A 23,118-nucleotide genomic window follows, 5' to 3' on the forward strand; every position below is an offset into this window, starting at 1 on the left:
GGAATTATGCGTTGATTCCGGTCTCGAATGCCCAAGCGAGCCACGGCAGCATCGCTTCGATATCTGAGGTTTCAACCGTGCCGCCGCACCAGATGCGCAGGCCCGGAGGGGCATCGCGGTAGGCACCAACGTCCAATGCCACGTCTTCGTCGGCAAGGTGTTTTGCAACTGCTTTGGCGAAGGCGGCACCGTCTGTAATGCGATCATCTGTGAACTTGAGGCAGACAGAGGTGTTGGACCGCGTCGCGGGATCGGTGGCGAGAAAATCGATCCAATCGTGGTCTTGCACAAACTTGGCAATCGCAGCGGTGTTGGCATCCGCGCGGCCGATCAACCCTTGCAGGCCGCCAACGGATTTCGCCCAGTCCAGCGCCAGTAGGTAGTCTTCGACGCAAAGCATTGAGGGCGTGTTGATGGTTTCGCCTTTAAAGATACCCTCGATCAGTTTGCCACCTTTGGTGAGGCGGAAAATCTTGGGCAGGGGCCATGCGGGGGTGTAGTTTTCCAACCGCTCAACTGCGCGCGGGCTAAGGATCAGCATGCCATGGGCCGCTTCACCGCCGAGCACTTTCTGCCAGCTAAAGGTGGTCACATCCAGCTTGTCCCACGGCAGGTCCATGGCGAATGCCGCGGATGTCGCATCACACAGGGTCAGGCCCTTGCGGTCCGACGGGATCACATCGCCAGAAGACATGCGCACGCCGGAGGTGGTGCCGTTCCAGGTAAAGCAAACATCGTTATCATAGTTGATCGACGCCATATCCACGATCTGACCGTAGTCGGCAGTGTGGACGGTATGTTCGATTTTGAGCTGTTTGACAGCATCGGTCACCCAGCCCGCGCCGAACGATTCCCACGCGACCATCTCAGCGGGGCGTTCGCCCAACATGGTCCACATTGCCATCTCGTAGGCACCGGTATCGGATGCGGGCACGATGCCGATTTTATAATCAGCAGGTACGCCCAGAATTTCACGGGTGGTTTCGATCGCCTCAAGCAATTTAGCTTTGCCCGGTGCAGCGCGGTGGCTGCGGCCCAAAGGCGCGATTGCAAGCTTGGTCAGATCATATGCGGGGGGTTTGGCACACGGGCCAGAGGAAAAACGCGGATTCATAGGCCGCGAGGTCGGTGTCGTAATAGCCATTTAGCTACCCTTTCAGATAAGCGCCCTTCGTTGGGGAAGGGTGTCCCACCGCTGCGTCTAGAGGGGCGCGCGGTCTGGCACAAGCGGGAAAATGCCGCTAGAACGCCGCTTGATTGGCTTTTTACGACAGCTCTGACGCGGATCGGAAACTCGACGATGCATAATGTGACTTTGTTAACCTCCCCTGATCGACCACAGCTGGATGCCGCATTGGTCGATAGCTTGCGTAATGCATGGGGGGGCGGTGACGCGGTTTGGCTGGCCCCGGATGAGGCGGCGAGTTTTGACATGTTGCGCATGCCAGGAAATCGCTGGGATATCTGGGCCGAGTGTCAGGGGATGGGTGTCGATTTGATCATCGTGTCTGCCGAAGGGCGGCGCAAGAAAATGCTGTTGGCCGATATGGACAGCACGATGATCCAGCAAGAATGCATTGATGAGTTGGCCGATGAGGCAGGCGTCGGCGATCGGGTCAAGGACATCACCGCGCGGGCCATGAACGGCGAGTTGGACTTTGAAGGTGCGCTGCGGGAACGCGTGGGGCTGCTTACGGGCTTGGACGAGGCTGTCATCGGGCAGGTTCTGGAGCAGCGGATTACCTATATGCCGGGTGGCAAAACGCTGTTGGCGACGATGAAGGCGAACGGGGCCTATGCGGCGCTGGTGTCGGGTGGGTTTACGGCGTTCACGGCATCTGTGGCGCAGGCGCTCGGATTTGACGAGAATCGTGCGAATACGCTGTTGGTTGAGGACGGAAAACTGACCGGACATGTGCGCGATCCGATCTTGGGTAAGCAGGCCAAAGTAGATGCGTTGGAAGGGATCACGGCGCAACTGGGTTTGGCTGAGGCCGACGTGTTAGCGGTTGGCGATGGCGCGAATGATCTGGGCATGTTGCACCGTGCGGGGATGGGCGTTGCACTGCATGCCAAACCCGCTGTGGCGGCGGAATGCGATGTGCGGATTAACTTTGGCGATCTGACGGCCCTTTTATATGTGCAGGGCTATGCCAAAGACGAATTTATCGCATAATCGATAGGTGCATGGGGCGCTGCCCCATACCCCGGGATTTTAGACCATTTGGAATGGGGTAGCGCGCATTTTAAGCGAATGTCGGCGCGGGTTTCAGGCTGCCTGTGACAATGCCGCGCCGGTTTATGATCGGAGCGTTGCGGTATTTCAGCGCCTCAGGGTGGTTGGGGTCAAGCGCCCCGAGTTTCACCAAAATGGACGCGATGGCGCAGGCGGCTGCACGCGGGGTGCCACAGGATGCTTTGAGTGCGACGCCAAGCTTTTGCTCCGGCAGGATCGCGATGAAGAATCCTTCGGCCCCGGTTTTGATAGCGACCTTTCCATCCATCGCACGCATCAGATCCGTACAGGAACGGGTTTCGCCGGCCACCAGTTCGGGGTGCAGGCGCATCGCCTGATGCAGGCGTGCCTCGGCAGAGCCGTCGGGTGCGGCGGCAAAACGGGCCATCGCGCGGGCCATACCGTGCAGGGTCGTTGAAAAATTAGGCACGGAACATCCGTCGATCCCATAGCCGAATGTGCTTAGGCCTGTGACCTCTTCGAAGGCGTCAAGGCAGGCCTTTTGAACGGGATGATCGGGTTTTTCGTAATCCGCACCGCCGCCCAGATGTTTGTTCACAGTCAGAAAGCCCGCGTGTTTGCCAGAGCATTCGTGGTGAATTTGGCAAGGCTGTTCATAGGCGCGGATCAGGGCATCGCGCGCATCTATATCGCCGGGGACGGCGGCACCGCAGCGAAAATCGCCGTCGGAAAGGCCCATTGTATCCAGCCATTTACCTATGATCCCGGTGTGCAGATCAGCCGCCTGATGCGACGCGCAGGCGAGGGCAAGATGCTGCGTGCCCAGCCCCATAGCGTCTGCCGCACCAGAGCGGATAAGCGGCAGTGCCTGGATCATTTTGGCCGAAGACCGTGGAAGGATAACCGCGTCCGGGTTGCCCCATGCATGGACGATTTGGCCGCTGTCATCACACACAACGGCATGGCCTGAATGAACGCTTTCAAGGAAAGCACCGCGCCAAATCTCGGCAAAGGGGGCTGGTTGGGTCATTTTTCGTCCTTTTCTTGGGCGAATTCCTGCCAATCAGGGTTTCACCGGTCGCCTGTTTGACGTTATTATGCTTGTTGTCGAGATAAATACAGTTCCTTTGAAGAGCGCCAATTGAAGGGCAGCCGGTGGAGTTGGTAAAATGTTGAGGATTAGGGCGGCTGGAGGCCTAGGTAAATGATGACATTGAGAACGATTGGCTTTGCCTTGACGCTAGCAGGGTTCGCTGGAACGGGCGTATTGGCGCAGTCGCAAAGTACAAACCGTGTTGCTGCGAAAACCGACTGGAGCGTGTTCGTCGAGGATAATCCGACCGAATGCTGGGGTGTTTCAACGCCCAAGGAAATGGTGAATTCCCGCGATGGCCGTGTGGTTGCCGTGAACCGTGGGCAGACGCTGTTGATGGTATTTTATCGCCCAAGCGCGGGGGCCAAAGGCCAGGTTGCCTTTACCGGTGGGTATCCTTTTGCTTCTGGGTCGACCGTAAATATGGACATCAGCGGTAACACATTCGAGCTGTTCACCGACGGTGAATGGGCGTGGCCAGCAACCCCTGACGATGACAAAAAAATCATTACAGCGATGAAGCGCGGTGCCACTGCAATCATGACCGGGCGTTCCGGTCGCGGCACGCAAACAAAGGATTCATTTTCGCTGCTGGGCTTTACCGCGGCTGTCGAGGACGCCGCGAAACGTTGCGGCGGCTAAAACCTTCGGCGATACTTGAAGGGGCCTCGCAGCTAGCAAGCCCTTTACCGGATGGGTCGAAGGGTCACTATTAACCCCGAAACCATTGTGGTTCTGAATAGGCTAATGCCCTCGCAGAAATCTGCGGGGGTTATTTGATTCTCCCGGATGTCGCCAGTGCGGGACAAAGCGCTATTTCGCTGCAGTGGGGCCAATGTCTGCAGAAGAAGGTTCAAAACGAACTAGTGCCGGGGAAATTGTTCAAGAAGCTTTATCCTGTTTTTAATTATTGAGAAACTCTCTTGGCTACGCCGAGTTCGTCCCAATCCTTCCACGTGGGGTACGCAATCGGATCGGTTGTGGGGATCGCCCGCAGCCGATCAATCAAGCTCTGTTTATGGCTTTCCAAACGAAGTTTGTTCGTCTCCGCGCCGTCCGTGGTATATCCATGCCCCTGAACGCTATCTGCCAGAAATGGAGGAAGAACGGAAAACCCCATGTAGTGAAGGGAGTACTGCGTCGACCATAGGATTTGCCCGATGGTTCCAGCCCGACCACCAGCTTGCATCACGATGGCAGGCGCGCCAATCGTTGCTGCGCACATCGCAACCTTGCCGCTGAAGTGACCCCGATCGTACCGTTTGGTGCTGGTATAAAGGCCGCCGCTCACAAACACACGATCGATCCATCCTTTCATCATTGCAGGAACGCTGTGCCACCAGATTGGGAACTGCAACAGCACAAAGTCGGCCTCTTCCAAAAGCGCTATTTGACGCTCCACATCCGCTGGAAGCCGACCAGTCTGAAATGCGTGCCGTTGCTCTCCAAGAACTGAAAATTCATCTGGATTTTCCCGATGCAAAAAGTGCTTCCCAGACTCGACCGGGTCAAAGCCTTCTTGGTAGAGGTCGGTTATTCTCACTGTGTACCCTTGCCCTTCGAGCGTCAATTTCGCCAGTTCTGCCAGCGCGCCATTGAAGGATTTACGTTCTGGGTGGCACAGGACGATCAGGGCTTTCATCATAGTTATCCATTCGAAAGTTGCTTTCAAACAGAGGTATCATGTACATTTGTGACGTAGTTAGAAAAAATATTGACGAGATAGCTTGCAAAAATGTACAATAGATTATCTTGGGACGACATTTCCCTTATCCATGCAATTCGCTCGACAGAAACGTTAAGTGGAGCAGCGCGTGCTTTAGGCGTTAGCCATCCAACCATTTACAGAAAACTCAATTTGATCGAAGATAAACTAGGCGCAGTGTTCTTTCAGCGGTCAAGAACGGGGTATACGCCCACTGCCGCCGCGATCGAAATTTGCGATTTGTTTGATAGGCTGCGGCACGAAGTCGATATCACGGAACGGCAGATAACTGGTCAAGATTCTCGCCCTTCTGGAAGCGTACGGTTGACGACAACAGATTCACTGCTGTTCGGCTGGCTCGGCCAAGCTCTTGCCAGCTTCGGTAAGAAGTACCCTGATATCGAGCTGTCAGTTGTAGTTTCGAACGACTTTTTAAACCTGACAAGACGAGAGGCAGATCTCGCGATAAGGCCGTCATCCACCATTCCACATTCAATGTCGGTTCAGAAAGTTGGAGTGATCAAGCAGGCCGTCTATGCGTCACAAGACATGTTGTCTCGCGACCTTGGCGATGTAGATCTTTCCCGTCTGGCTTGGATCGGACCCGATGACAGCATTCACTACCCCACGTTGCAGAACTGGATGCGGATCAATGGCTACGACCAGTTATGCCGGTATCGGAGCAATTCTGTTCTGGACATGTTTTGGGCGACGAAGCACGGAATTGGGGTATCAGTATTGCCATGCTACCTGGCGGATGAGTGTGAAGACCTGACTAGACACGGCACATTTCTTCCTGAACTTGCCACGGACCTCTGGCTTGTGACGCACCCAGACCTAAGGAAATCTGAACGAATTAGACTATTGATCGATTGGATAAACGCTGCCGGTCAGGGTGTGTTTCGATAAGAAACCGGGCTCAGTAATTATACCTACTCCGATTTTCTTTCAATCACGCAACATTTAGAGACATCAGGCAAACCTTGATTCCAGCACCGCGATTAACACAAAAGCCGCCGTTAGTGCACCATGCAGCATTTGTCAAAATGGGCTCAAGCCGGACGTTCGCCCTTGTGATGATCGTTCCCGGCTTGGTCACGATTATCAATACGTCTGGAAAGCCGCTTGTGCAGCCAGCGGTGGCCTTTTTCGCGTTTTGTAGGTGGAAACGTCGGCTTACGCTCGGCCAAGGTCCGCTGCAATATGCCTTTCCTTTTGATCTGGGCGCGAATGCCTATATAGAGCGCTCAAACACATCCCGGAGAATCCCCATGTCTGCGACCGCGCCGATCACCCAAGATGTTATGACCCTCCCACGCAAATTGCCGGACGGGCCGATTAACCTTGTCGGTTTGACACGTGACGCGATGCGCGAGGTTTTGATCGCCCATGGTACGCCTGAAAAGCAGGCCAAGATGCGGGTCGGCCAGATTTGGCAGTGGATATATCAATGGGGTACGCGTGATTTTGCGGACATGACCAACCTGTCCAAGGCGTTTCGCGCCGAGCTGGCCGAGAAATTCGTGATCGCCGTGCCAGAGGTGGTGACCAAGCAAGTGTCAGAAGATGGGACACGCAAATATCTCGTCCGCATTGCAGGCGGGCACGAGGTTGAGGTGGTGTATATCCCAGAGGAAGGGCGCGGTACATTGTGTGTCAGCTCTCAGGTCGGGTGTACTTTGACCTGTTCGTTTTGCCACACGGGTACACAAAAGCTGGTGCGCAATCTGACCGCAGCCGAGATTATTGGCCAAGTGATGGTGGCGCGGGACGATCTGGGCGAATGGCCGGTGCCCGGTGCAATCACCGACGCGCCCCGTTTGCTGTCCAATATCGTTTTGATGGGTATGGGCGAGCCGCTTTATAATTTTGAGAATGTGCGCGACGCGATGAAGATCGCGATGGACCCAGAAGGCATCCAACTGTCGCGCCGCCGGATTACGCTGTCGACGTCCGGCGTGGTGCCTGAAATTGCCCGCACGGCTGAGGAAATCGGCTGCCAGTTGGCGGTGTCATTTCACGCGACCACGGACGAGGTGCGCAACACATTGGTGCCGATCAACAAACGTTGGAATATCGCTGAATTGATCGAAGCCCTGCGCGCCTACCCCAAGGTCAGCAACTCCGAGCGGATCACCTTTGAATATGTGATGCTGGACGGGGTGAATGACAGCGACGCAGATGCGCACCGGTTGATCGAATTGATCCGCGGAATCCCCGCCAAAATCAACCTGATCCCGTTTAATGAGTGGCCCGGCGCGCCCTACAAGCGGTCGTCGAATAACCGTATCCGTGCGTTCTCTGAGATTGTGTATAAGGCAGGCTATGCATCGCCTGTTCGCAAACCACGGGGCGAGGATATTATGGCGGCTTGCGGTCAGTTGAAATCAGCGACCGAACGCGCCCGTAAATCGCGCAAGCAAATCGAGGCAGATGCGGGTTTGTGACCTAAAGCACAGTGGTGTCGGCCAAGGCTGAACCGTTGTTTGCCCGGCGCGATTGTGGTGAATGGCGTTCTTGCATCGTGAAAATTTACTAAATTCTGGGACATTAAGTTAGGAACAGGTGTTCTTAACTCTGCGCTGCGTTCCTGCCGTTTAGGGGACATTAAAACATCGTCTCAAAGATATTGGCTCCATCAATCACATTAATCGGGAGCAATATATAATGGCTATTATCACCCAGAATGACGCTTTCATCACTGCCGAAGTTATGGCTTTGATTACCCGTGAACGCGAGCGCGCATTATCTTTTCGTGAATGGAAACACCGGCTGACCGGGTTTGGATACCACGTACGCGATACGGAAAATGGTCACATCCTAGAGACCCTTCCGCATCACGTAAAGGTATGCAGCTTGCCGCCTGAGCTGTGCGCCTGATCCACCGGACCGAATTTACCTGCCCGGAAGCGCATCCCGCGCAGGCGCAGGTTCCCAATTGTCGATCACATGCATCGCCTCTTCGGCAGATTCAACAAACCTAAACAGATCCAGATCTTCGGCCGAGATGGTGCCCGCATCGGCAAGGGCCTCCCAGTTGATGATCTTCTCCCAGAACGCGCGGCCAAATAGCAAAAACGGCACACGCGACATGCGGCCGGTTTGTATAAGGGTCAACGCCTCGAATGTTTCATCCATGGTGCCAAAGCCCCCTGGGAACACGCAAATTGCCCGCGCCCGCATGAGGAAATGCATTTTGCGGATCGCGAAGTAGTGAAAGTTAAAGCACAGTTCAGGCGTGACATATTCATTCGGCGCCTGTTCAAACGGCAGCACGATATTTAGCCCGATAGATTGACCGCATGCTTCTGCGGCCCCTCGGTTGCCCGCCTCCATCACGCCGGGGCCACCCCCTGTGACGATCACATTCTCCTGGCCGCCGCTTTCCAGTGATTTTAGCGTCATCAGCCGTGAAAATTCGCGCGCTTCCTCGTAGAAATGCGAAAGATCGGCCAGCGTTTTGGTACGCGCCTTATCCTTTTCCGCGGGTCTGGGAATGCGCGCGCCGCCAAACAAGACGATGGTCGATTGGACACCGTGCGCATCTAGCCCCATTTCAGGTTTTAGCAGCTCCAGCTGTAATCTGACCGGGCGCAATGCGTCGTGGCCCAGGAATTCCTGATCGGTAAAGGCCAGGCGATAGGCGGGTGCGCGTGTTTGCGGGGTATCGGGTACTTCCTTTGCTTTGGCGCTGTCAGCGACAGCATCGCGCAAGGGGTGGCGTGTGTGATCGGTCATCAAATCCTCCGGCTTGATCGTTGCAGATAGCATGACTGCGTGCAGTGTAAACATCCACGCCAGTCGTTATGATTGCGTGCACAACGTGACGGGGGTATAGCCTTGCGCAACATCTGACCCCATATTCCGGAGCCAACCCTATGTCTAACGCCCAACTTGAAACCGCTATCGAAGCTGCGTGGGATGCCCGCGACACGATTACGTCTGCCACCACAGGCGAACAGCGCGACGCGATCGAAGATACATTGGCCGCGCTGGACAGCGGTAAACTGCGTGTCGCTGAAAAACAGGCAAATGGCGATTGGCATGTGAACCAATGGGCGAAAAAGGCTGTTTTGCTGGGTTTCCGCATCAAAGATATGGAACATCAAACCGGCGGCCCACAAGGCGCAGGCTGGTGGGACAAGGTTGACAGCAAGTTCAAAGGCTGGGGCGACGACGAATGGAAAACCGCCGGTTTCCGTGCCGTTCCCAACTGTGTTGTGCGCAAATCGGCCTATATCGCACCGGGCGTTGTTTTGATGCCGTCCTTTGTGAATATTGGCGCTTATGTCGACAGCGGCACGATGGTTGATACGTGGGCCACTGTTGGCTCCTGTGCACAGATCGGTAAAAATGTGCACCTGTCCGGCGGCGTTGGCATTGGCGGCGTGTTGGAGCCCATGCAAGCTGGTCCGACCATCATCGAAGACAACTGCTTTATCGGTGCGCGCTCTGAGGTGGTTGAGGGCTGTATTGTCCGCGAAGGGTCCGTTCTGGGGATGGGCGTATTCATCGGCCAGTCCACCAAAATCCTTGACCGCGACACCGGCGAAGTCATGTATGGTGAAGTGCCAGCAGGTTCTGTTGTCGTCGCGGGTTCGATGCCTTCGAAGAACGGTGTGAACTTGTATTGCGCCGTGATCGTCAAACGCGTCGATGAAAAGACACGTTCGAAAACATCGATCAACGAGCTGCTGCGCGACTAAGGTGAAACGAAACGATGCCTTTGGCGACCCAATCGCCAAGGGCATATGACAAAGGAGTGCGATTATGGGTTTAGGTTTTATTGGATCGATCATTGTGGGCGGCTTGGCAGGCTGGATCGCCAGCATGATCATGAAGGCGGACACCGGAATATTTGCGAATATCGGTTTGGGGATCATCGGCGCAGTGGTGCTGAACTTCATTCTTGGCCTGCTTGATATCTATGCAGCGGATGCTTGGTTGACCCAGCTTTTCGTCGGTTTGGCTGGCGCATGTCTGGTGATTTGGGCATGGCGCATGTTGCGCGGGCGCAGCTGACCCTTTTCAGACGCTTCAGAACAGGTTAGGGCTGCCGCATCTTTATGCGGTGGCTCTTTTTATGTCGGACCAGAAAAAACCCAAGAAACCATCCCGCCAGCAGGTCTATACTTTGCTGGTTGAAATCGGGCGCAAGGACGGTGACGGGCTGCCGGACAAGGCAACTGGTGCCGCGTTGATGTGCTTTGCCTCTGGCATAGACGAGGCCGAAGCCGTGCGCGAAACCGTGGCGATCCTAAAGCAGGCGGAAACGAACCCGCTGGATGTGACCGGATACGGCACCCTGGCCGAACGCGAGGCCGAAGGTCATGATATTGATGATGATGAACGTGCGTTGATGGCACGGGCGCTGGATGAAAATTCGGTCATCGTTGCGCATATCACGCCATTTTTCGACTGATCACGCCGCGCGGCGACTGGCGAGGGTGATCGCCTCGAAACGCTTCAACACAGTATGGGCAGGCTGATGATGTTCGGGCAGCAGGCTGCGGTCGACCCCGGCCAGAATGCTGCCGGCGATCTGATCGGGTTGGCGGCGCAGGCGACCGATATACAGGCTTTCTGCGGGCGTGCCTGCGGCGATCATTGTTTCGTGCGAGGGCAGTAAAAGCTGTGCGTAGGTGATGGTCGGCCCGCAGGTTTCTTGTATGGCAGCAAACCCGTTCACCAGATGGCGTGCGGGGATCAGCACCGCCTCTTTGCTGAAAAGGTATTCGACCTCGGGGCCGTCGATGACCAGCCGTTGATCCGGGGCAACAATGATATCTTGCTGCAGCCCGAAATAGGGTGCGCGCAACCGGATCGGGGCAAAGCTGCCGCAGGCAGGTACGGTTCTTGAGACGGTTTGCAACACGGGTACGACGCCCGAATCCTGCGTGGTGACAGTGTCGCCGCGTTTGAGGGCAGAGAGCGGTTTGAAACCCCATGGCGTGGCAAGCGGGGTCGATGGCAACAGTGTCGGCATGGGGCCGATGGGTTCAATCTGATCGGACAAACCCGCAAAAATAACGTCGGGCGAAATTGCCTGATCGGTGCGGCCCAACATCATATTGCGCAGATCATCGACCAAAATCGGTTTGGGGTTGGCAACGGGCACTGTCACCAACCGGTTGCTTTCCGGGTCTTCCATCGAAAGACGGCCCCATTTCGCTGTACTGTCCCATGAATAGGTGATGCGCATGACATCGTTGCGGCCGCTGTTCTTGTGCTGGATCGCGGCATGAACGATGTCTTCGCCCTGCACCTGAACCAAGGCGATACCGCCCCCCGGAATGGCCTGAAATGCCAAGCTGCGGAGCCAGGGGAAAGTGGACTTAAATCCCAGCAGAAGCTTTGGCTTGCTACCTGGTGCTTGCCGCGTTTCGAACATGAGGCTGCCACGGGTAAGCAGATCATCCTGCCCGGTGCCGCAGACGGGGGTACTGCGTTTGTCGCCTCCAAGACCCAAGGGCGAAAACCGGCGGTCGTCCTGATGTGCGAGCGCAATCCATGTCATCGGCCCGTCCACCATGTCAGAGAGCTAAACTGCGACGTCGCCACACGGTGACGTGAAGAGATCGCCCTTTGGGGATATTCTGACGCTGCCACCATGCTTGCCACCTTAAAGCGTAGATGAGGCATTTAGATCAGCGCGACCCACGAGGGATTAGCCCCGCGCGTGGTCAATTCTTGTTTTGATGGATGACCCGGTTTTCCAGTGTCATGCCAGCTGATACCCTGCCTCGGGTCATATTATTGTGGTCAAAGATAGCACGGAAATTGACTAACTGTTATCATTTTCGTTGTCGCCCCCCTTGGCACCGCGCATTTTTCGACACAAGTGTAGGTTAACCAAAGAAAAATTACTCTAAAGGACCCGAAAATGACGCATATTGACCCCGTTGATCTTACTGCAAAGCTGGTGAAATGCGCCTCTGTGACGCCGGCGGACGCGGGGGCCCAGGACATTCTGTATGATTTGCTAAGCGGTGCTGGGTTCGAATGCGCCTGGGCGGATCGCGGTGGTATTCGCAATCTGTTTGCCCGCTGGGGAAACAAGGGCAACACGCGTTGTTTCGGTTTCAACGGGCATACCGATGTGGTGCCAATTGGGAATGAAGCGGATTGGACCTACCCGCCCTTTGGCGCGGAAATCAAAGACGGGGTCATGTACGGGCGCGGCACCACGGATATGAAATCTGGCGTTGCGGCCTTTGCCGCCGCTGCGGTGGATTTTGTGCGCGACACCCCGCCAGATGGGTCCATCGTGCTGGCGATCACCGGTGACGAGGAAGCCGAAGGCATCGATGGCACGAGCGCTTTGCTGGACTATATGGCGCAGGCGGGCGAGCGGATGGATGTTTGTCTGGTCGGCGAACCCACATGCCCCAATAAGATGGGCGAAATGATCAAGATCGGCCGCCGTGGATCGCTGAACGCGCATTTCCGTATTATCGGCAAGCAGGGCCATTCCGCCTATCCACACCGCGCTAACAACCCGTTGCCAGCGATGATGCGATTGATGGATCAGCTTGCGTCGCACACCCTCGATGAAGGGACCGACCATTTCGACCCCTCCACGCTGGCGGTGGTCACGGTGGATACCGGAAACCCTGCAACCAATGTGATTCCTGCCGAATGCCGCGCGACGGTCAATATCCGGTTCAACGATACACATTCCGGTGCAAGCCTGACGGAATGGCTGGAAGAACAGGTTGCCGCCATCCGCGACGCATTTGGTGTGGTTGTCGAGCTGAAGGTAAAGATTTCCGGCGAAAGCTTTATCACCCCTCCGGGTGCATTGTCTGATCTGGTGTCTAAGGCGGTTGCTGCCGAAACAGGCGTGACGCCCGAACTGTCTACGACGGGCGGTACATCTGATGCGCGGTTTGTGAAAAACCACTGTCCGGTTGTTGAATTTGGCCTTGTCGGACAATCCATGCATGCGGTGGATGAAAACGTCGAGATCGCGCAGATTCACCAGCTCAAGGCGATCTACACACGCATCCTAAAGGACTATTTCGCATGAGCGTTGAGATCGCAGTCAGCGATGATCTGGCCAGTTGCCATCTGCTGCGCCGGATCGTGTTTATCGAAGAGCAGGGTGTTTCAGAAGCCGAGGAAATAGATGGTCATGATGCGGATGGCATTCACATTCTGGCGACGGAAAACGCAATTCCGATTGGGACGGCGCGCCTGCATATCAAGGGTGATGCTGCCAAAATTGGTCGCGTTTGCGTCTTGAAATCACATCGCGGTACGGGGCTGGGGGCAGCGCTGATCCGCGCCGCGATTGACGAGGCGCGTGAACACTCAACCGTGAAAACGGTCAAGCTGGGCGCGCAGGTCCATGCTTTGGGTTTCTATGAAAAACTGGGCTTTGTCGCGCAGGGTCCGGTCTTTGACGACGCGGGGATCGACCACCGCGAAATGGTGTTGTCGCTTTGAGAAAGGGGACGCTGGTTATCATGGTCAAGGAGCCGCGCCCCGGACGGGTGAAAACCCGGCTTGGGCGTGATCTGGGGATGACCGCCGCCGCGTGGTGGTTTCGCCATCAAACCCGCCGCCTGATCCGCAATATCCAAGACCCGCGCTGGAACGTCATGCTTGCTGTGACACCTGATCGCGCGGGCCTTTGCAGTCGCGTTTGGCCCGAGGGTATCGCGCGGGCACCGCAGGGGCAGGGCAATCTGGGGGACCGTATGGCGCGGATGTTGCGGGGGGCACCGGCGGGGCCTGTCTGTGTGATTGGCGCGGATATTCCCGGCATAAACCGCGCGGAAATTGCCAAGGCGTTTCAGGCGTTGGGCGGGCACGACGCTGTTTTCGGCCCTGCACCGGATGGCGGATATTGGCTGATCGGGCTGAAACGTGCCCGCGCTGTGCCACCCGGTTTATTCGATGGTGTGCGCTGGTCCTCGGAACATGCGCTGGCCGATACCATCGCGACACTGCCAGATCACCGCATCGCAAAAATCACGACCTTGCAGGACGTAGATACAATCGACGATTTGCCCATGACGAACCGGGGTGCGCGTGCTACCTGCTAAAGCATGAGCAAAATACCATCCAAGCCCGAGATCCTTGATTGGATCGCCGCCAATCCAACCCTGACTGCCAAGCGCGACATCGCCAAGGCCTTCGGGATCAAAGGTGCTGCGCGTATCGATCTTAAGCGGGTGCTGAAAGAGCTGGAAGCCGAAGGCCATCTGGAAAAGCGCAAGCGCAGCTATGGCGACCCTGATCGCCTGCCGCCGGTATCCGTTCTGCAGGTCACCGGCCCCGACAAGGATGGCGATCTGTTTGCCAAGCCGATGGAGTGGGCGGGCGAAGGGGTGGAGCCCGTTGTATTGGTCATTCCGCGCGCTTCGGACCCTGCATTGGGGGCGGGCGACCGCATTCTGGCGCGGCTGACCTTGGTCACGGGCGAGGATTATCATTACGAGGCGCGGTTGATCCGCCGGATCGGGTCGAACCCGCAAAAGGTGTTGGGTATCTTTCGTAAGACCACCGAAGGCGGGCGGATCGTTCCCATCGACAAAGGTGGCGACAAGGAATGGACCGTCGCGTCAGACGCGACCTATGGAGCCAAGGATGGCGAGTTGGTCGAGGCCGAGCAGGCTGGCCCCAAGGGTCGCATGGGCCTGCCACGTGCGCGGATTGTGGACCGTTTAGGAGACCCCTCGGCGCCCAAGGCCGTATCGTTGATCGCAATCCATCAGCACGGCATTCCTGATGCATTCCCGGATGATGTGATCGCCGAGGCAGACGCGGCCAAGCCTGTTGGTCTGAAAGGTCGCGAAGACCTGCGTGATATGCCGCTGATCACGATCGATCCGTCCGATGCACGGGACCATGACGATGCGTGCTATGCCCATGCGGATGAGGACCCCAAGAACGAGGGCGGCCATGTGGTTTGGGTCGCAATTGCGGATGTGGCGGCCTATGTCACACTGGGATCCGCACTGGACCGCGAGGCGCGCAAACGCGGCAATTCCACCTATTTCCCGGACCGGGTTGTGCCGATGCTGCCAGACCGCTTGTCGGGTGATCTGTGCTCCCTGCACGAGGGCGTGCCGCGGGCCTGTATCGCGGTGCGTATGGTGTTGGATGCCAAGGGTCAAAAGATCAACCACAGTTTTCATCGCGGGCTTATGCGATCCCCCGCGTCGCTGCATTATGAGGAAGTGCAACACGCAATTGAGGGTCGCCTGAATGACCGCACCGGCCCTTTGCTAGAGCCTGTTCTGAAGCCGATTTATGCCGCCTATGACGCGCTGAAAATGGCCAGAACGGAGCGCGAGCCGCTTGATCTGGACCTGCCCGAACGGCGGATCGAACTGGACCCCGACGGGACAGTTAAATCGGTGAATTTTAAAGAACGTCTGGATGCGCACCGTCTGATCGAAGAATTCATGGTGCTGGCGAATGTCGCCGCTGCCGAAACCTTGGTAGAAAAGAAAACACCGCTTTTGTTCCGCATTCACGAAGAACCAACGCAAGCCAAACTGGATGCGCTGCGGGAAACGGCGCAGGCGGCAGGGTATACGCTTGGCAAGGGTCAGGTTTTGCATACGCGACACCTGAACAAGCTGCTAAACGATGCTGCGGGATCGGACGATGCCGAGCTGATTAACCTTTCGACGTTGCGGTCGATGACCCAAGCCTATTACGGCCCCGCGCATATCGGGCACTTTGGTTTGGCGCTGCGGTCTTATGCGCATTTCACCTCGCCGATCCGGCGCTATTCCGATCTGATTGTTCACCGTGCGCTGATCACGGCGCATGGCTGGGGCAAGGATGGCCTGTCGCCCCAAGACATCGAAGAAATCGAACAAACCGGCGCGCATATCTCGGATACCGAGCGCCGTTCTATGACGGCGGAACGGGACACGACCGATCGCTATCTGGCGGCGTATCTGTCTGAACGTGTGGGCAATGAATTCTCGGGCCGGATCAGCGGTATCGCGCGGTTCGGGGCCTTTGTGAAGCTGGATGAAACCGGTGCGGATGGATTGCTGCCGATGCGATCCTTGGGCCGCGAATATTTCCATTTCGATCCCGAGGCAAATACCTTGATGGGGTCTGACACAGGGATTTTGATCGGTATCGGCCAACGTGTGACCGTGCGCCTGGCAGAGGCTGTCCCTGTCACGGGCGGTATCGCGCTGGAACTGTTGACGCTTGAGGGCAAGGCGCTGCCGCAAGGCGGGCGCGGCGGACGAAGCCCGGCTGGTCGAACGAACCCCAAACGCAAAGGGGTCAAGGCCAAACGCAAGGCTGACAAGGTTAAACGCAAGGTGAAACGGACGCGGCGGTAGTCTGCGCATCATCTTTGCAGGGCTTTCTGGGATCTTGGTTTGTCGTTACGCTCGTGCGGAGAAGTAGCGTAGGGAACTGATAATGAATGCTCGGGTTTTGGTGCTGGCCGCGTTGTTTGCTTTGGGTTCGGGGGTGGCACCTGCTGCGGCCCAAACTGCGCCGGATCATAGCGTGGTCGGAAGTGATGCGGGTCTTCAACAGTGGTTAGATAATTTTCGCGTACGTGCGTTGGATGCAGGGATTAGTCCCTCTGTCTTTGATGCGGCAATCAAGGGCGTTCACTATGATGAAAACGTCATTCGCAGGGATCGCAACCAGTCCGAATTTACCAAAACCATTTGGGACTATTTAAAAACTGCAGCCTCTGATCTCAGGATTGCAAATGGTAAAGCGGCGCTTGGCCGTCAGCGCGCGGCCCTGTCTGAGATAGAAGAACAATACGGTGTCGATAAGGAAATTATTGTCGCTATTTGGGGGCTGGAAAGCGCCTATGGGACGTTTCGTGGCGGGGATAGTGTGATCGGATCGCTGGCGTCTTTGGCCTATGACGGGCGGCGGCAGGCGTTCTTTGAAGCGGAGCTTTTGGAAGCGTTGAGGATTTTGCAGGCGGGCGATACCGTTCCTGCCAATATGACGGGAAGCTGGGCCGGGGCGATGGGGCATACGCAGTTTATGCCATCGTCCTTTCAACGCTACGCAGTTGATTTCACCAAAGACGGGAGGCGTGACATCTGGGGCGATGACCCCCGCGACGCGCTGGCGTCAACAGCGGCCTATCTCAAACACTTTGGTTGGACGTATGAGCAGCCTTGGGGTGTCGAGGTGACGCTGCCCGACGGGTTCGATTATTTGCTGGCAGACCGCAAGGTGCTGAAAACACCCGCCGAATGGACAGCGATTGGTGTCACAAATACCAGTGGCGGTACCGTGCGCGATCATGGCCCTGCGTCCATTTTGCTGCCCGGCGGTGCGGAGGGGGCGGCCTTTATGATCTTTTCGAACTTTGCGGTGATCGAGCGGTATAATACTGCGGATGCCTATGTGATCGGTGTCGGCCATCTAAGCGACAGAATCGCCGGAGGTGCACCGATTGCGCATAGCTGGCCGCTGCAAGATCGGGCGCTGACCTATGATGAACGGATTGAGTTGCAAACGCAGCTGACCGCTCTTGGGTTTGATACGGTGAAGATCGACGCAAAGATTGGCCCGTTGACGATCAATGCCGTGCGCAATTTTCAGACAGCGCAGGGATTGCTGCCGGACGGTTATGCGTCGCTACGGCTGTTGGATCGGGTTCGAGCGGTACGGTAGAAAAGAAAAACCCAAAACCCCTGCGGGTTTTGGGCATGCCTTCGGCGAGGGTTTTAGTCCATTTGGAAGAGCTTAGGCCGGGGACATTCCACGCAGGCGTTCCGATCTGCGGCGCAGCAGTTCAACCACCGTCAGCAAGCAGATCGAGATGGCCACCAGAATCGTGGCGACCGCCAGGATGGTCGGGCTGATCTGTTCACGCAGGCCCGTGAACATTTGCCACGGCAGAGTTTTTTGACCAGCCGAGCCGACGAAGAGGACCACGACGACTTCGTCGAATGAGGTGATGAAGGCAAAGAGACCGCCCGAGATCACACCCGGCAGGATCAGTGGCATTTGCACGCGGAAGAATGTTGTGACCGGGTTTGCGCCCATGTTTGCCGCCGCTCGGGTAAGTGAGCGGTCAAAGCCCACGAGGGTCGCTGTGACGGTAATGATCACGAACGGGATGCCAAGTGCGGCGTGGGCGAGAACCACGCCCAGATAGGTGCCTTGCAGGCCAACGCGGCTGTAGAAGAAGTACATGCCTGCCGCAGAAATGATCAACGGTACAATCATTGGCGAAATCAGGATTGCCATGATGGCACGGCGGAAGGGGACGTGCTGCTGGCTAAGCCCGATTGCAGCGAGCGTACCGAAGGAGACAGAGAGGAATGTCGCTGCCGGTGCGATCTTGATCGAATTCAAAACGGCACCTTGCCAGTCGGAGCTGTTAAAGAAATCGCGGTAGTGTTTGAGCGAGTAACCAGCCGGATCAAAGCTGAGCATCTCGGGGGTAAAGGTGAAGAAATTTTCGGCGTTGAAGCTAAGCGGCATCACCACCAGAATTGGCGTGATGAGGAAGATAAAAATTGCCCCGCAGATCACCCGAAATGCAAAATGCCACAGAACCTGACCGGGGGTCAGATAGGGTGCCACTCTGGCGCGGTAACGTCCCTCGTAGAGCCAAAAGCTGAACCAGCTAAAGAACCATCCAAAGGCTGCGCCGATGATCAGGCCGGGAATGCCGGCTGCGAAATATCCCACGATCGCAACGATGACCGTGGTGGCCCAGCGGCCCAGCTTTTCGTTTTTGACGATCTGGGTGAGCAGAAACGCCAATGCGCCAGCGATAATGGCACCGACGATGACGCCCATGAAACCGCTGCCGTTGGCAGTGCCAACGAAGAGGCCTGCAATGGCCCCTGCGGCTGCCACCACGGGCACATAGAATGAAACGGGTTTGCGAGAGATTGGTGTGAGTGCGACCATGTCCTTAGCCCCCCAGTTTCACGTTATCGATGCCGACGATTTTGTCATAGGCATAGTAGAGGCCCAGAACGACCGCGAGCAGGATGGCACCCAACGCCGCCGCCAGACCCCAGTTCAGAGAGCTGGAAATGTGATAGGCAATGCGGTTGGAGATGAATGTACCGGTTCTGCCGCCAACGATCTCGGGTGTGATGTAATAGCCGATCGACAGGATAAACACGAGGATCGACCCGGCCCCGATACCCGGCACAGATTGCGGGAAGTAGACCCGCCAGAAGGCTGTCCAATTGGTCGCCCCCAGCGATTTCGCGGCACGCAAGTAGCTGGGCGGTACGGTTTTCATCACCGAATACAAAGGCAAGATCATGAAGGGCAGCAAGATATGCGTCATCGCGATAATCGTGCCTGTCTGGTTGTTGATCAGCGCCAGCCGGCTATCATCGGCGACAACACCCAGCCAGACCAGCGTGTCATTGATGACCCCTTGTTGTTGCAGCATGACCTTCCAAGCGGAGGTGCGCACGAGGAGCGATGTCCAGAACGGCAACAGAACAAGGATCATCAGCAGGTTCGCGGTGCGTGCGGGCAGGTTGGCCAAGATCCAGCCGATAGGGTAGCCCAACAAAATGCAGCTAAGTGTAATGCAGACCGACATGAACAGGGTGCGCTTGAACAGGGTCCAGTAGATGCGTTCGTCTTCTGGGCGCAGGGCCGGGCCATCGGGGGTCTTTTGCATGTCCACGGCATTCAGGAAGTACCCGTTGGTGAACTTTGGGCTGTAGGTCGCAATGGTTTGCCAGATCGGCAGTTCCACCCAGTCTTTGTCGATATCAGCAAAGGCGTCCATGTAATCGACTGTGGCAAAGCTTGGCGCGGCTGCGGCGGCTTCGGCCAGTTCGGTGGCACCGGGGCCAGCATAGGTGGCCACTTGTTCGGCGGTGGGGCCGGTTAGATCATCATAGAAGGCGGAATAGATCAGCGGCCATGGGTCTTCTTTGTACAGGTTATCTTCGTCCTCATTCTGGACGAAATCGGCAAAGATCGAATAGTAGTCAGCTGTTTGTGGTAGGATATCGGCAATACCGTCACGCATTTCAAAAGGTGGCTGCGCGTCGCCTGATGCTTTCTTCCAGTCGTTCATGGCGGCAAGCCACGCGTCAGACCCCAGAACATCGTTCCAGTTTTCACCCTTTTTCCAAAAGGCGTTCAGGTCTTCGAACTGGTCTTGGTAAACCTCACCGATGTCATCAACGCCGCGGCCTGATTTGCGGAACAAGGACGACGCACCGGTCAGTTCATAGTTAAGACGGGACCCCAGACGGGTGTGCAATTTGCGTTCCTGGGCGACATAGATGTCTTGGTACAGCGATTTATACACGGTCTGATCGGGTAGCTCGCCGCCTTCACTGTCCCAGTTTTTCAACTCGGTTGTTGTGCGGGGCAGGGTATCTTGGACGATCTGGTTTTCCACCGACCGAAACAGCATATCCGCGATTGGTGCAATGAACGTGACCAACACAAAGATCAGCAAAGGCGCGATGAGCAAAAGCGCGCTGATTTTTTGGCGGCGTAATGCGCGGTTCAGGCTGCGCTTGAGCGGTGTGCCATCGGCGGCAAGCATTGGGCCGGTGTATTCATCTTCGGCGCGTTCCGCCGCAAGGGCAGAATTTGGTGCTGTGGTCGCGTTGTTTGCATCGCTCATATCGGCCCCATGGGGTTGGATCGTCGTGAAAATCGGAAAAAGGTATAAACGTTTTGGGGGTGGAGAGGGCCAAGCTGGCCCCCTCCCGTTTGGTTTTTAGAGGCTTATTGCGCCAACCATGCCTGGAACTTCGCGTCGATATCGTCGCGGTAGTCTGCCCAGAACTCGTAGTTATAGAGGAACGTGTTTTGAGCATTCGCTGGATCGGTTGGCATGTGTGGTGCCATGTCGATGCCCATGTCTGCGTGCTGACCCACCAAAGGAGCGGAGGACAAACGGGCAGGACCGTAGCTGATGTATTTGGACTGATCGGCCAAGCGCTGTGTGTCTGTCGCGAATTTCACAAAGTCCATGACGCGGGCCAGACGGTCATCTGGCAGGCCTGCTGGAATGATCCAACCGTCAAGGTCAAACACCTGAGCGTCCCAAAGCATTGCAACGGGTTGCTTTTGCTCTTCGATCACGCTGAACAGACGGCCGTTGTAGGTGGAACCCATAACGATTTCGCCATCGGCCAACAGCTGAGGCGTGTCAGCGCCAGCGGACCACCAGATCACGTCGTCTTTGATGGTGTCCAGTTTGGCCAGTGCCTTTTCCTGACCTTCTGGTGTGGCCAGAACGTCATATACGTCGGCCTTGTCAACGCCGTCACAAAGCAGAGCCCATTCCATGTTGTTGATTGGACGCTTTTCCAAGGCACGCTTGCCTGGGTATGCGTCGGTATCAAATACGTCACAGATTTTCGTGGGAGGCGTGTCGCCTACCATGTCTGTGCGGTAGCCGAATGTGGTCGAGTAAACGATTTGTGGGATAAAGCAGTCGCTGACCAGCAGATCGCCAAAGTCGTCGGATGCGGATGTGCCATCGGGTGCTGCGGCCAGCACTTCGTCGGCATCGATTTCCATGGCAAGGCCTTCGTCACACAGACGAATGGCATCTGCCGCTACGACGTCGACCAGATCCCATGTTACGTTGCCAGCTTCGTTCATGGCGCGCAGTTTGGCCACGGCTTCAGCCGAGCTTTCGTCCCAAACGGCTGTCACGTCGGGGTGCATTTCCAGATAGGGCTGAACATATGCTTTATCTTGGCTGGCTTGGTATGCGCCACCCCAGGAAACAAGTGTCATCTCTTTGGCCATGTTGCCGTGTGCATCGGCAAAGGCCAATGTACCAGCGCCAACAATCGCAGAAGAAGCGAGTAGCGTTGTTGTAAATTTCATTAGATAGTCTCCCAACTATTGCCCGTTTAGTTCTTGAGGATGTGATAACGGGCTTAACCACAGCCTCTTGGTGTGCGACCCTAAATAAGGGCCGCAGTCCGTCTCTTGACCTTAAGCGTCAAGCGCACGGCAATCCTCTGCCAGCCAACCGATTTCGATTTGTTGGCCCGGCTTCAAGCGCACCTGATCGGGTGCGTTGCGGGTTTTGATAATAAAGTTGTCGGTGCCTGCGACGCGCAGCCGGGTGCGAAAAATGTCGCCCATATAGACGAATTCAAGCACTTCGGCTTTCAGTGTGTGCGCGCCATCTGGCATGCGATCTTTGTTAAATTCAACGCGTTCCGGGCGGATCGATACGCGGGTGCGTTCGCCGGCTTGGGTCACGTTGATCGGTTTGGCCTCAATCAGGCCGCCACCGTCCAGCTGCACCAGACAGGTGCCGCCTTTAATCTCTTTTACCACGCCTTCCAGCGTGTTGTTTTCGCCGATGAACTGCGCGACGAAGCTGTTTTCGGGCTCTTCATACAGCAAATCTGGCGGGGCCAGTTGCTGGATGCGACCGTTCTCAAACACGGCAACCCGGTCTGACATTGTCAGCGCTTCGGTTTGGTCATGGGTCACGTAAACCACGGTGATGCCCAATTCGTGGGCAAGATGCGTGATTTCAAACTGCAAGGTTTCGCGCAGTTGTTTGTCCAAGGCACCAAGCGGTTCATCCATCAAGACGAGTTCGGGTTCAAACACCAAGGCGCGGGCCAAGGCCACACGTTGCTGTTGACCACCAGAAAGCTGGGCAGGGCGGCGACCGCCAAAGTCACCCATCTGCACACGGTCCAGCGCGATCTTTACCTTTTCTTCGCGGTCGGACTTGCCCATTTTGCGAACTTCGAGCGGGAAGGAGAGGTTTTCGGCAACCGTCATATGCGGGAACAACGCATAGTTTTGAAACACCATGCCAATGCCGCGCTTGTGTGGCGGGATGTTGTTGATCGATTTCCCATCAAGGCGAATATCGCCGTGGGTGGCTGTTTCAAACCCGGCCAGCATCATCAAGCAAGTCGTCTTGCCCGACCCCGATGGCCCTAGCATTGTCAGAAATTCGCCCTTTGGCATGGATAGGTTCAGGTCTTTGACGACAAGATTTTCACCGTCATAGCTTTTCTGCACGCGTTCGAATTCGACAAACGCATTTGTTGCTGAAGTATCTGCCAAAAGCTGGCTCCCCGTTTATTTTGACGTTCATGCGCCCTTGTTGGCAGAAAGTTAAAACCGTCCGGGTTGTGGTTTGCAACCAATTATCACGGGTTTGATGGAAAA

22 protein-coding genes are annotated in these 23,118 nt (G+C 56.3%); 13 read left to right on the forward strand and 9 right to left on the reverse strand.

Annotation, left to right across the window (positions count from 1 at the left end; genetic code table 11):
* Nucleotides 1-4: 4 nt before the first annotated feature.
* The gene (locus BM347_RS10200; protein WP_093916360.1) at nt 5-1,144 is read right to left on the reverse strand and encodes a phosphoserine transaminase; all 1,140 of its coding nucleotides are present in this window, start codon (nt 1,142-1,144) and stop codon (nt 5-7) included.
* A gap of 156 nt (nt 1,145-1,300) precedes the next feature.
* Here BM347_RS10200 and serB point away from each other — a divergent pair, with 156 nt between their 5' ends.
* Entirely contained in the window at nt 1,301-2,176 is an 876-nt protein-coding gene (gene serB, locus BM347_RS10205; RefSeq protein WP_093916361.1) for a phosphoserine phosphatase SerB, read from the forward strand.
* Between the two features lie 70 nt (nt 2,177-2,246).
* Here the strand turns inward: serB and BM347_RS10210 are convergent, their stop codons facing one another.
* Nucleotides 2,247-3,227 (reverse strand): asparaginase, encoded by a 981-nt coding sequence (locus BM347_RS10210; RefSeq protein ID WP_093916362.1) that lies wholly within the window; start codon nt 3,225-3,227, stop codon nt 2,247-2,249.
* 174 nt (nt 3,228-3,401) lie between these two features.
* On the opposite strand from BM347_RS10210, the gene BM347_RS10215 reads away from it, so the two are divergent.
* Nucleotides 3,402-3,932 carry an invasion associated locus B family protein gene (locus tag BM347_RS10215; protein WP_093916363.1) on the forward strand — a complete coding sequence of 177 codons (531 nt, stop codon included), beginning with the start codon at nt 3,402-3,404 and terminating at the stop codon, nt 3,930-3,932.
* Between the two features lie 265 nt (nt 3,933-4,197).
* Here the strand turns inward: BM347_RS10215 and BM347_RS10220 are convergent, their stop codons facing one another.
* On the reverse strand, nt 4,198-4,935 hold the full coding sequence (locus BM347_RS10220) for an NAD(P)H-dependent oxidoreductase (protein ID WP_245764242.1): 738 nt from the start codon (nt 4,933-4,935) through the stop codon (nt 4,198-4,200).
* Nucleotides 4,936-5,025: 90 nt separating this feature from the next.
* Here BM347_RS10220 and BM347_RS10225 point away from each other — a divergent pair, with 90 nt between their 5' ends.
* The 3 genes from BM347_RS10225 to BM347_RS10235 all read left to right on the forward strand — a co-directional run bounded on the left by BM347_RS10225 (nt 5,026) and on the right by BM347_RS10235 (nt 7,875).
* A complete protein-coding gene (locus BM347_RS10225) occupies nt 5,026-5,904 on the forward strand; it encodes a LysR family transcriptional regulator (RefSeq protein WP_093916364.1) in 879 nt (292 codons plus the stop codon).
* A 362-nt stretch (nt 5,905-6,266) separates the two neighbouring features.
* On the forward strand, nt 6,267-7,442 hold the full coding sequence (rlmN, locus tag BM347_RS10230; RefSeq protein WP_093916618.1) for a dual-specificity RNA methyltransferase RlmN: 1,176 nt from the start codon (nt 6,267-6,269) through the stop codon (nt 7,440-7,442).
* Between the two features lie 220 nt (nt 7,443-7,662).
* The gene (locus BM347_RS10235) at nt 7,663-7,875 is read left to right on the forward strand and encodes a hypothetical protein (protein WP_093916365.1); all 213 of its coding nucleotides are present in this window, start codon (nt 7,663-7,665) and stop codon (nt 7,873-7,875) included.
* A gap of 15 nt (nt 7,876-7,890) precedes the next feature.
* Here the strand turns inward: BM347_RS10235 and BM347_RS10240 are convergent, their stop codons facing one another.
* Nucleotides 7,891-8,733, reverse strand: coding sequence for an LOG family protein (locus BM347_RS10240; RefSeq protein WP_093916619.1), 843 nt, complete (start codon nt 8,731-8,733; stop codon nt 7,891-7,893).
* A 140-nt stretch (nt 8,734-8,873) separates the two neighbouring features.
* On the opposite strand from BM347_RS10240, the gene dapD reads away from it, so the two are divergent.
* The 3 genes from dapD (at nt 8,874) to BM347_RS10255 (ending at nt 10,417) form a co-directional block, all read left to right on the forward strand.
* Nucleotides 8,874-9,701, forward strand: coding sequence for a 2,3,4,5-tetrahydropyridine-2,6-dicarboxylate N-succinyltransferase (gene dapD / locus BM347_RS10245; RefSeq protein ID WP_093916366.1), 828 nt, complete (start codon nt 8,874-8,876; stop codon nt 9,699-9,701).
* A 64-nt stretch (nt 9,702-9,765) separates the two neighbouring features.
* Nucleotides 9,766-10,017, forward strand: a complete 252-nt coding sequence (locus BM347_RS10250; protein WP_093916367.1) for a GlsB/YeaQ/YmgE family stress response membrane protein — start codon at nt 9,766-9,768, stop codon at nt 10,015-10,017.
* 61 nt (nt 10,018-10,078) lie between these two features.
* Nucleotides 10,079-10,417 carry a hypothetical protein gene (locus BM347_RS10255; protein ID WP_093916368.1) on the forward strand — a complete coding sequence of 113 codons (339 nt, stop codon included), beginning with the start codon at nt 10,079-10,081 and terminating at the stop codon, nt 10,415-10,417.
* On the opposite strand, the gene BM347_RS10260 is transcribed toward BM347_RS10255, so the two are convergent.
* Entirely contained in the window at nt 10,418-11,512 is a 1,095-nt protein-coding gene (locus BM347_RS10260; RefSeq protein ID WP_093916620.1) for a Hint domain-containing protein, read from the reverse strand. It abuts the gene before it with no gap.
* Between the two features lie 366 nt (nt 11,513-11,878).
* Here BM347_RS10260 and dapE point away from each other — a divergent pair, with 366 nt between their 5' ends.
* From dapE to BM347_RS10285, 5 genes are all read left to right on the forward strand, one after another.
* A complete protein-coding gene (dapE, locus tag BM347_RS10265; protein WP_093916369.1) occupies nt 11,879-13,024 on the forward strand; it encodes a succinyl-diaminopimelate desuccinylase in 1,146 nt (381 codons plus the stop codon).
* Complete coding sequence (locus tag BM347_RS10270; protein ID WP_093916370.1) at nt 13,021-13,443, forward strand: GNAT family N-acetyltransferase; 423 nt, start codon at nt 13,021-13,023, stop codon at nt 13,441-13,443. Before dapE ends, BM347_RS10270 begins: the two co-directional genes overlap by 4 nt.
* A gap of 20 nt (nt 13,444-13,463) precedes the next feature.
* Nucleotides 13,464-14,045 (forward strand): TIGR04282 family arsenosugar biosynthesis glycosyltransferase, encoded by a 582-nt coding sequence (locus BM347_RS10275; protein ID WP_093916371.1) that lies wholly within the window; start codon nt 13,464-13,466, stop codon nt 14,043-14,045.
* A gap of 3 nt (nt 14,046-14,048) precedes the next feature.
* Complete coding sequence (gene rnr, locus BM347_RS10280; RefSeq protein WP_093916372.1) at nt 14,049-16,316, forward strand: ribonuclease R; 2,268 nt, start codon at nt 14,049-14,051, stop codon at nt 16,314-16,316.
* A gap of 82 nt (nt 16,317-16,398) precedes the next feature.
* Nucleotides 16,399-17,628 carry a lytic murein transglycosylase gene (locus tag BM347_RS10285; RefSeq protein ID WP_093916373.1) on the forward strand — a complete coding sequence of 410 codons (1,230 nt, stop codon included), beginning with the start codon at nt 16,399-16,401 and terminating at the stop codon, nt 17,626-17,628.
* 72 nt (nt 17,629-17,700) lie between these two features.
* Here the strand turns inward: BM347_RS10285 and BM347_RS10290 are convergent, their stop codons facing one another.
* The 4 genes from BM347_RS10290 to BM347_RS10305 all read right to left on the reverse strand — a co-directional run bounded on the left by BM347_RS10290 (nt 17,701) and on the right by BM347_RS10305 (nt 23,013).
* Nucleotides 17,701-18,879 carry an ABC transporter permease gene (locus BM347_RS10290; protein ID WP_093916374.1) on the reverse strand — a complete coding sequence of 393 codons (1,179 nt, stop codon included), beginning with the start codon at nt 18,877-18,879 and terminating at the stop codon, nt 17,701-17,703.
* 4 nt (nt 18,880-18,883) lie between these two features.
* Complete coding sequence (locus BM347_RS10295) at nt 18,884-20,581, reverse strand: ABC transporter permease (protein WP_093916375.1); 1,698 nt, start codon at nt 20,579-20,581, stop codon at nt 18,884-18,886.
* Nucleotides 20,582-20,685: 104 nt separating this feature from the next.
* A complete protein-coding gene (locus tag BM347_RS10300) occupies nt 20,686-21,801 on the reverse strand; it encodes an extracellular solute-binding protein (RefSeq protein WP_093916376.1) in 1,116 nt (371 codons plus the stop codon).
* A 111-nt stretch (nt 21,802-21,912) separates the two neighbouring features.
* Complete coding sequence (locus tag BM347_RS10305; protein WP_093916377.1) at nt 21,913-23,013, reverse strand: ABC transporter ATP-binding protein; 1,101 nt, start codon at nt 23,011-23,013, stop codon at nt 21,913-21,915.
* Nucleotides 23,014-23,118: the final 105 nt, after the last annotated feature.

The sequence above is a fragment of the Sulfitobacter marinus genome, assembly GCF_900116285.1.
GTDB lineage: Bacteria > Pseudomonadota > Alphaproteobacteria > Rhodobacterales > Rhodobacteraceae > Sulfitobacter > Sulfitobacter marinus.

Coding starts and splice junctions, on each gene's coding strand:
- BM347_RS10255 (WP_093916368.1), top strand. CDS start 10,079: ATGTCGGACCAGAAAAAACCCAAGAAACCATCCCGCCAGCAGGTCTAT.
- BM347_RS10240 (WP_093916619.1), bottom strand. CDS start 8,733: ATGACCGATCACACACGCCACCCCTTGCGCGATGCTGTCGCTGACAGC.
- BM347_RS10210 (WP_093916362.1), bottom strand. CDS start 3,227: ATGACCCAACCAGCCCCCTTTGCCGAGATTTGGCGCGGTGCTTTCCTT.
- rnr (WP_093916372.1), top strand. CDS start 14,049: ATGAGCAAAATACCATCCAAGCCCGAGATCCTTGATTGGATCGCCGCC.
- BM347_RS10215 (WP_093916363.1), top strand. CDS start 3,402: ATGATGACATTGAGAACGATTGGCTTTGCCTTGACGCTAGCAGGGTTC.
- BM347_RS10250 (WP_093916367.1), top strand. CDS start 9,766: ATGGGTTTAGGTTTTATTGGATCGATCATTGTGGGCGGCTTGGCAGGC.
- BM347_RS10220 (WP_245764242.1), bottom strand. CDS start 4,935: ATGATGAAAGCCCTGATCGTCCTGTGCCACCCAGAACGTAAATCCTTC.
- dapD (WP_093916366.1), top strand. CDS start 8,874: ATGTCTAACGCCCAACTTGAAACCGCTATCGAAGCTGCGTGGGATGCC.
- BM347_RS10200 (WP_093916360.1), bottom strand. CDS start 1,144: ATGGCTATTACGACACCGACCTCGCGGCCTATGAATCCGCGTTTTTCC.
- BM347_RS10290 (WP_093916374.1), bottom strand. CDS start 18,879: ATGGTCGCACTCACACCAATCTCTCGCAAACCCGTTTCATTCTATGTG.
- BM347_RS10275 (WP_093916371.1), top strand. CDS start 13,464: ATGGTCAAGGAGCCGCGCCCCGGACGGGTGAAAACCCGGCTTGGGCGT.
- BM347_RS10225 (WP_093916364.1), top strand. CDS start 5,026: ATGTACAATAGATTATCTTGGGACGACATTTCCCTTATCCATGCAATT.
- BM347_RS10260 (WP_093916620.1), bottom strand. CDS start 11,512: ATGACATGGATTGCGCTCGCACATCAGGACGACCGCCGGTTTTCGCCC.
- BM347_RS10300 (WP_093916376.1), bottom strand. CDS start 21,801: ATGAAATTTACAACAACGCTACTCGCTTCTTCTGCGATTGTTGGCGCT.
- serB (WP_093916361.1), top strand. CDS start 1,301: ATGCATAATGTGACTTTGTTAACCTCCCCTGATCGACCACAGCTGGAT.
- BM347_RS10295 (WP_093916375.1), bottom strand. CDS start 20,581: ATGAGCGATGCAAACAACGCGACCACAGCACCAAATTCTGCCCTTGCG.
- BM347_RS10235 (WP_093916365.1), top strand. CDS start 7,663: ATGGCTATTATCACCCAGAATGACGCTTTCATCACTGCCGAAGTTATG.
- dapE (WP_093916369.1), top strand. CDS start 11,879: ATGACGCATATTGACCCCGTTGATCTTACTGCAAAGCTGGTGAAATGC.
- BM347_RS10270 (WP_093916370.1), top strand. CDS start 13,021: ATGAGCGTTGAGATCGCAGTCAGCGATGATCTGGCCAGTTGCCATCTG.
- BM347_RS10285 (WP_093916373.1), top strand. CDS start 16,399: ATGAATGCTCGGGTTTTGGTGCTGGCCGCGTTGTTTGCTTTGGGTTCG.
- rlmN (WP_093916618.1), top strand. CDS start 6,267: ATGTCTGCGACCGCGCCGATCACCCAAGATGTTATGACCCTCCCACGC.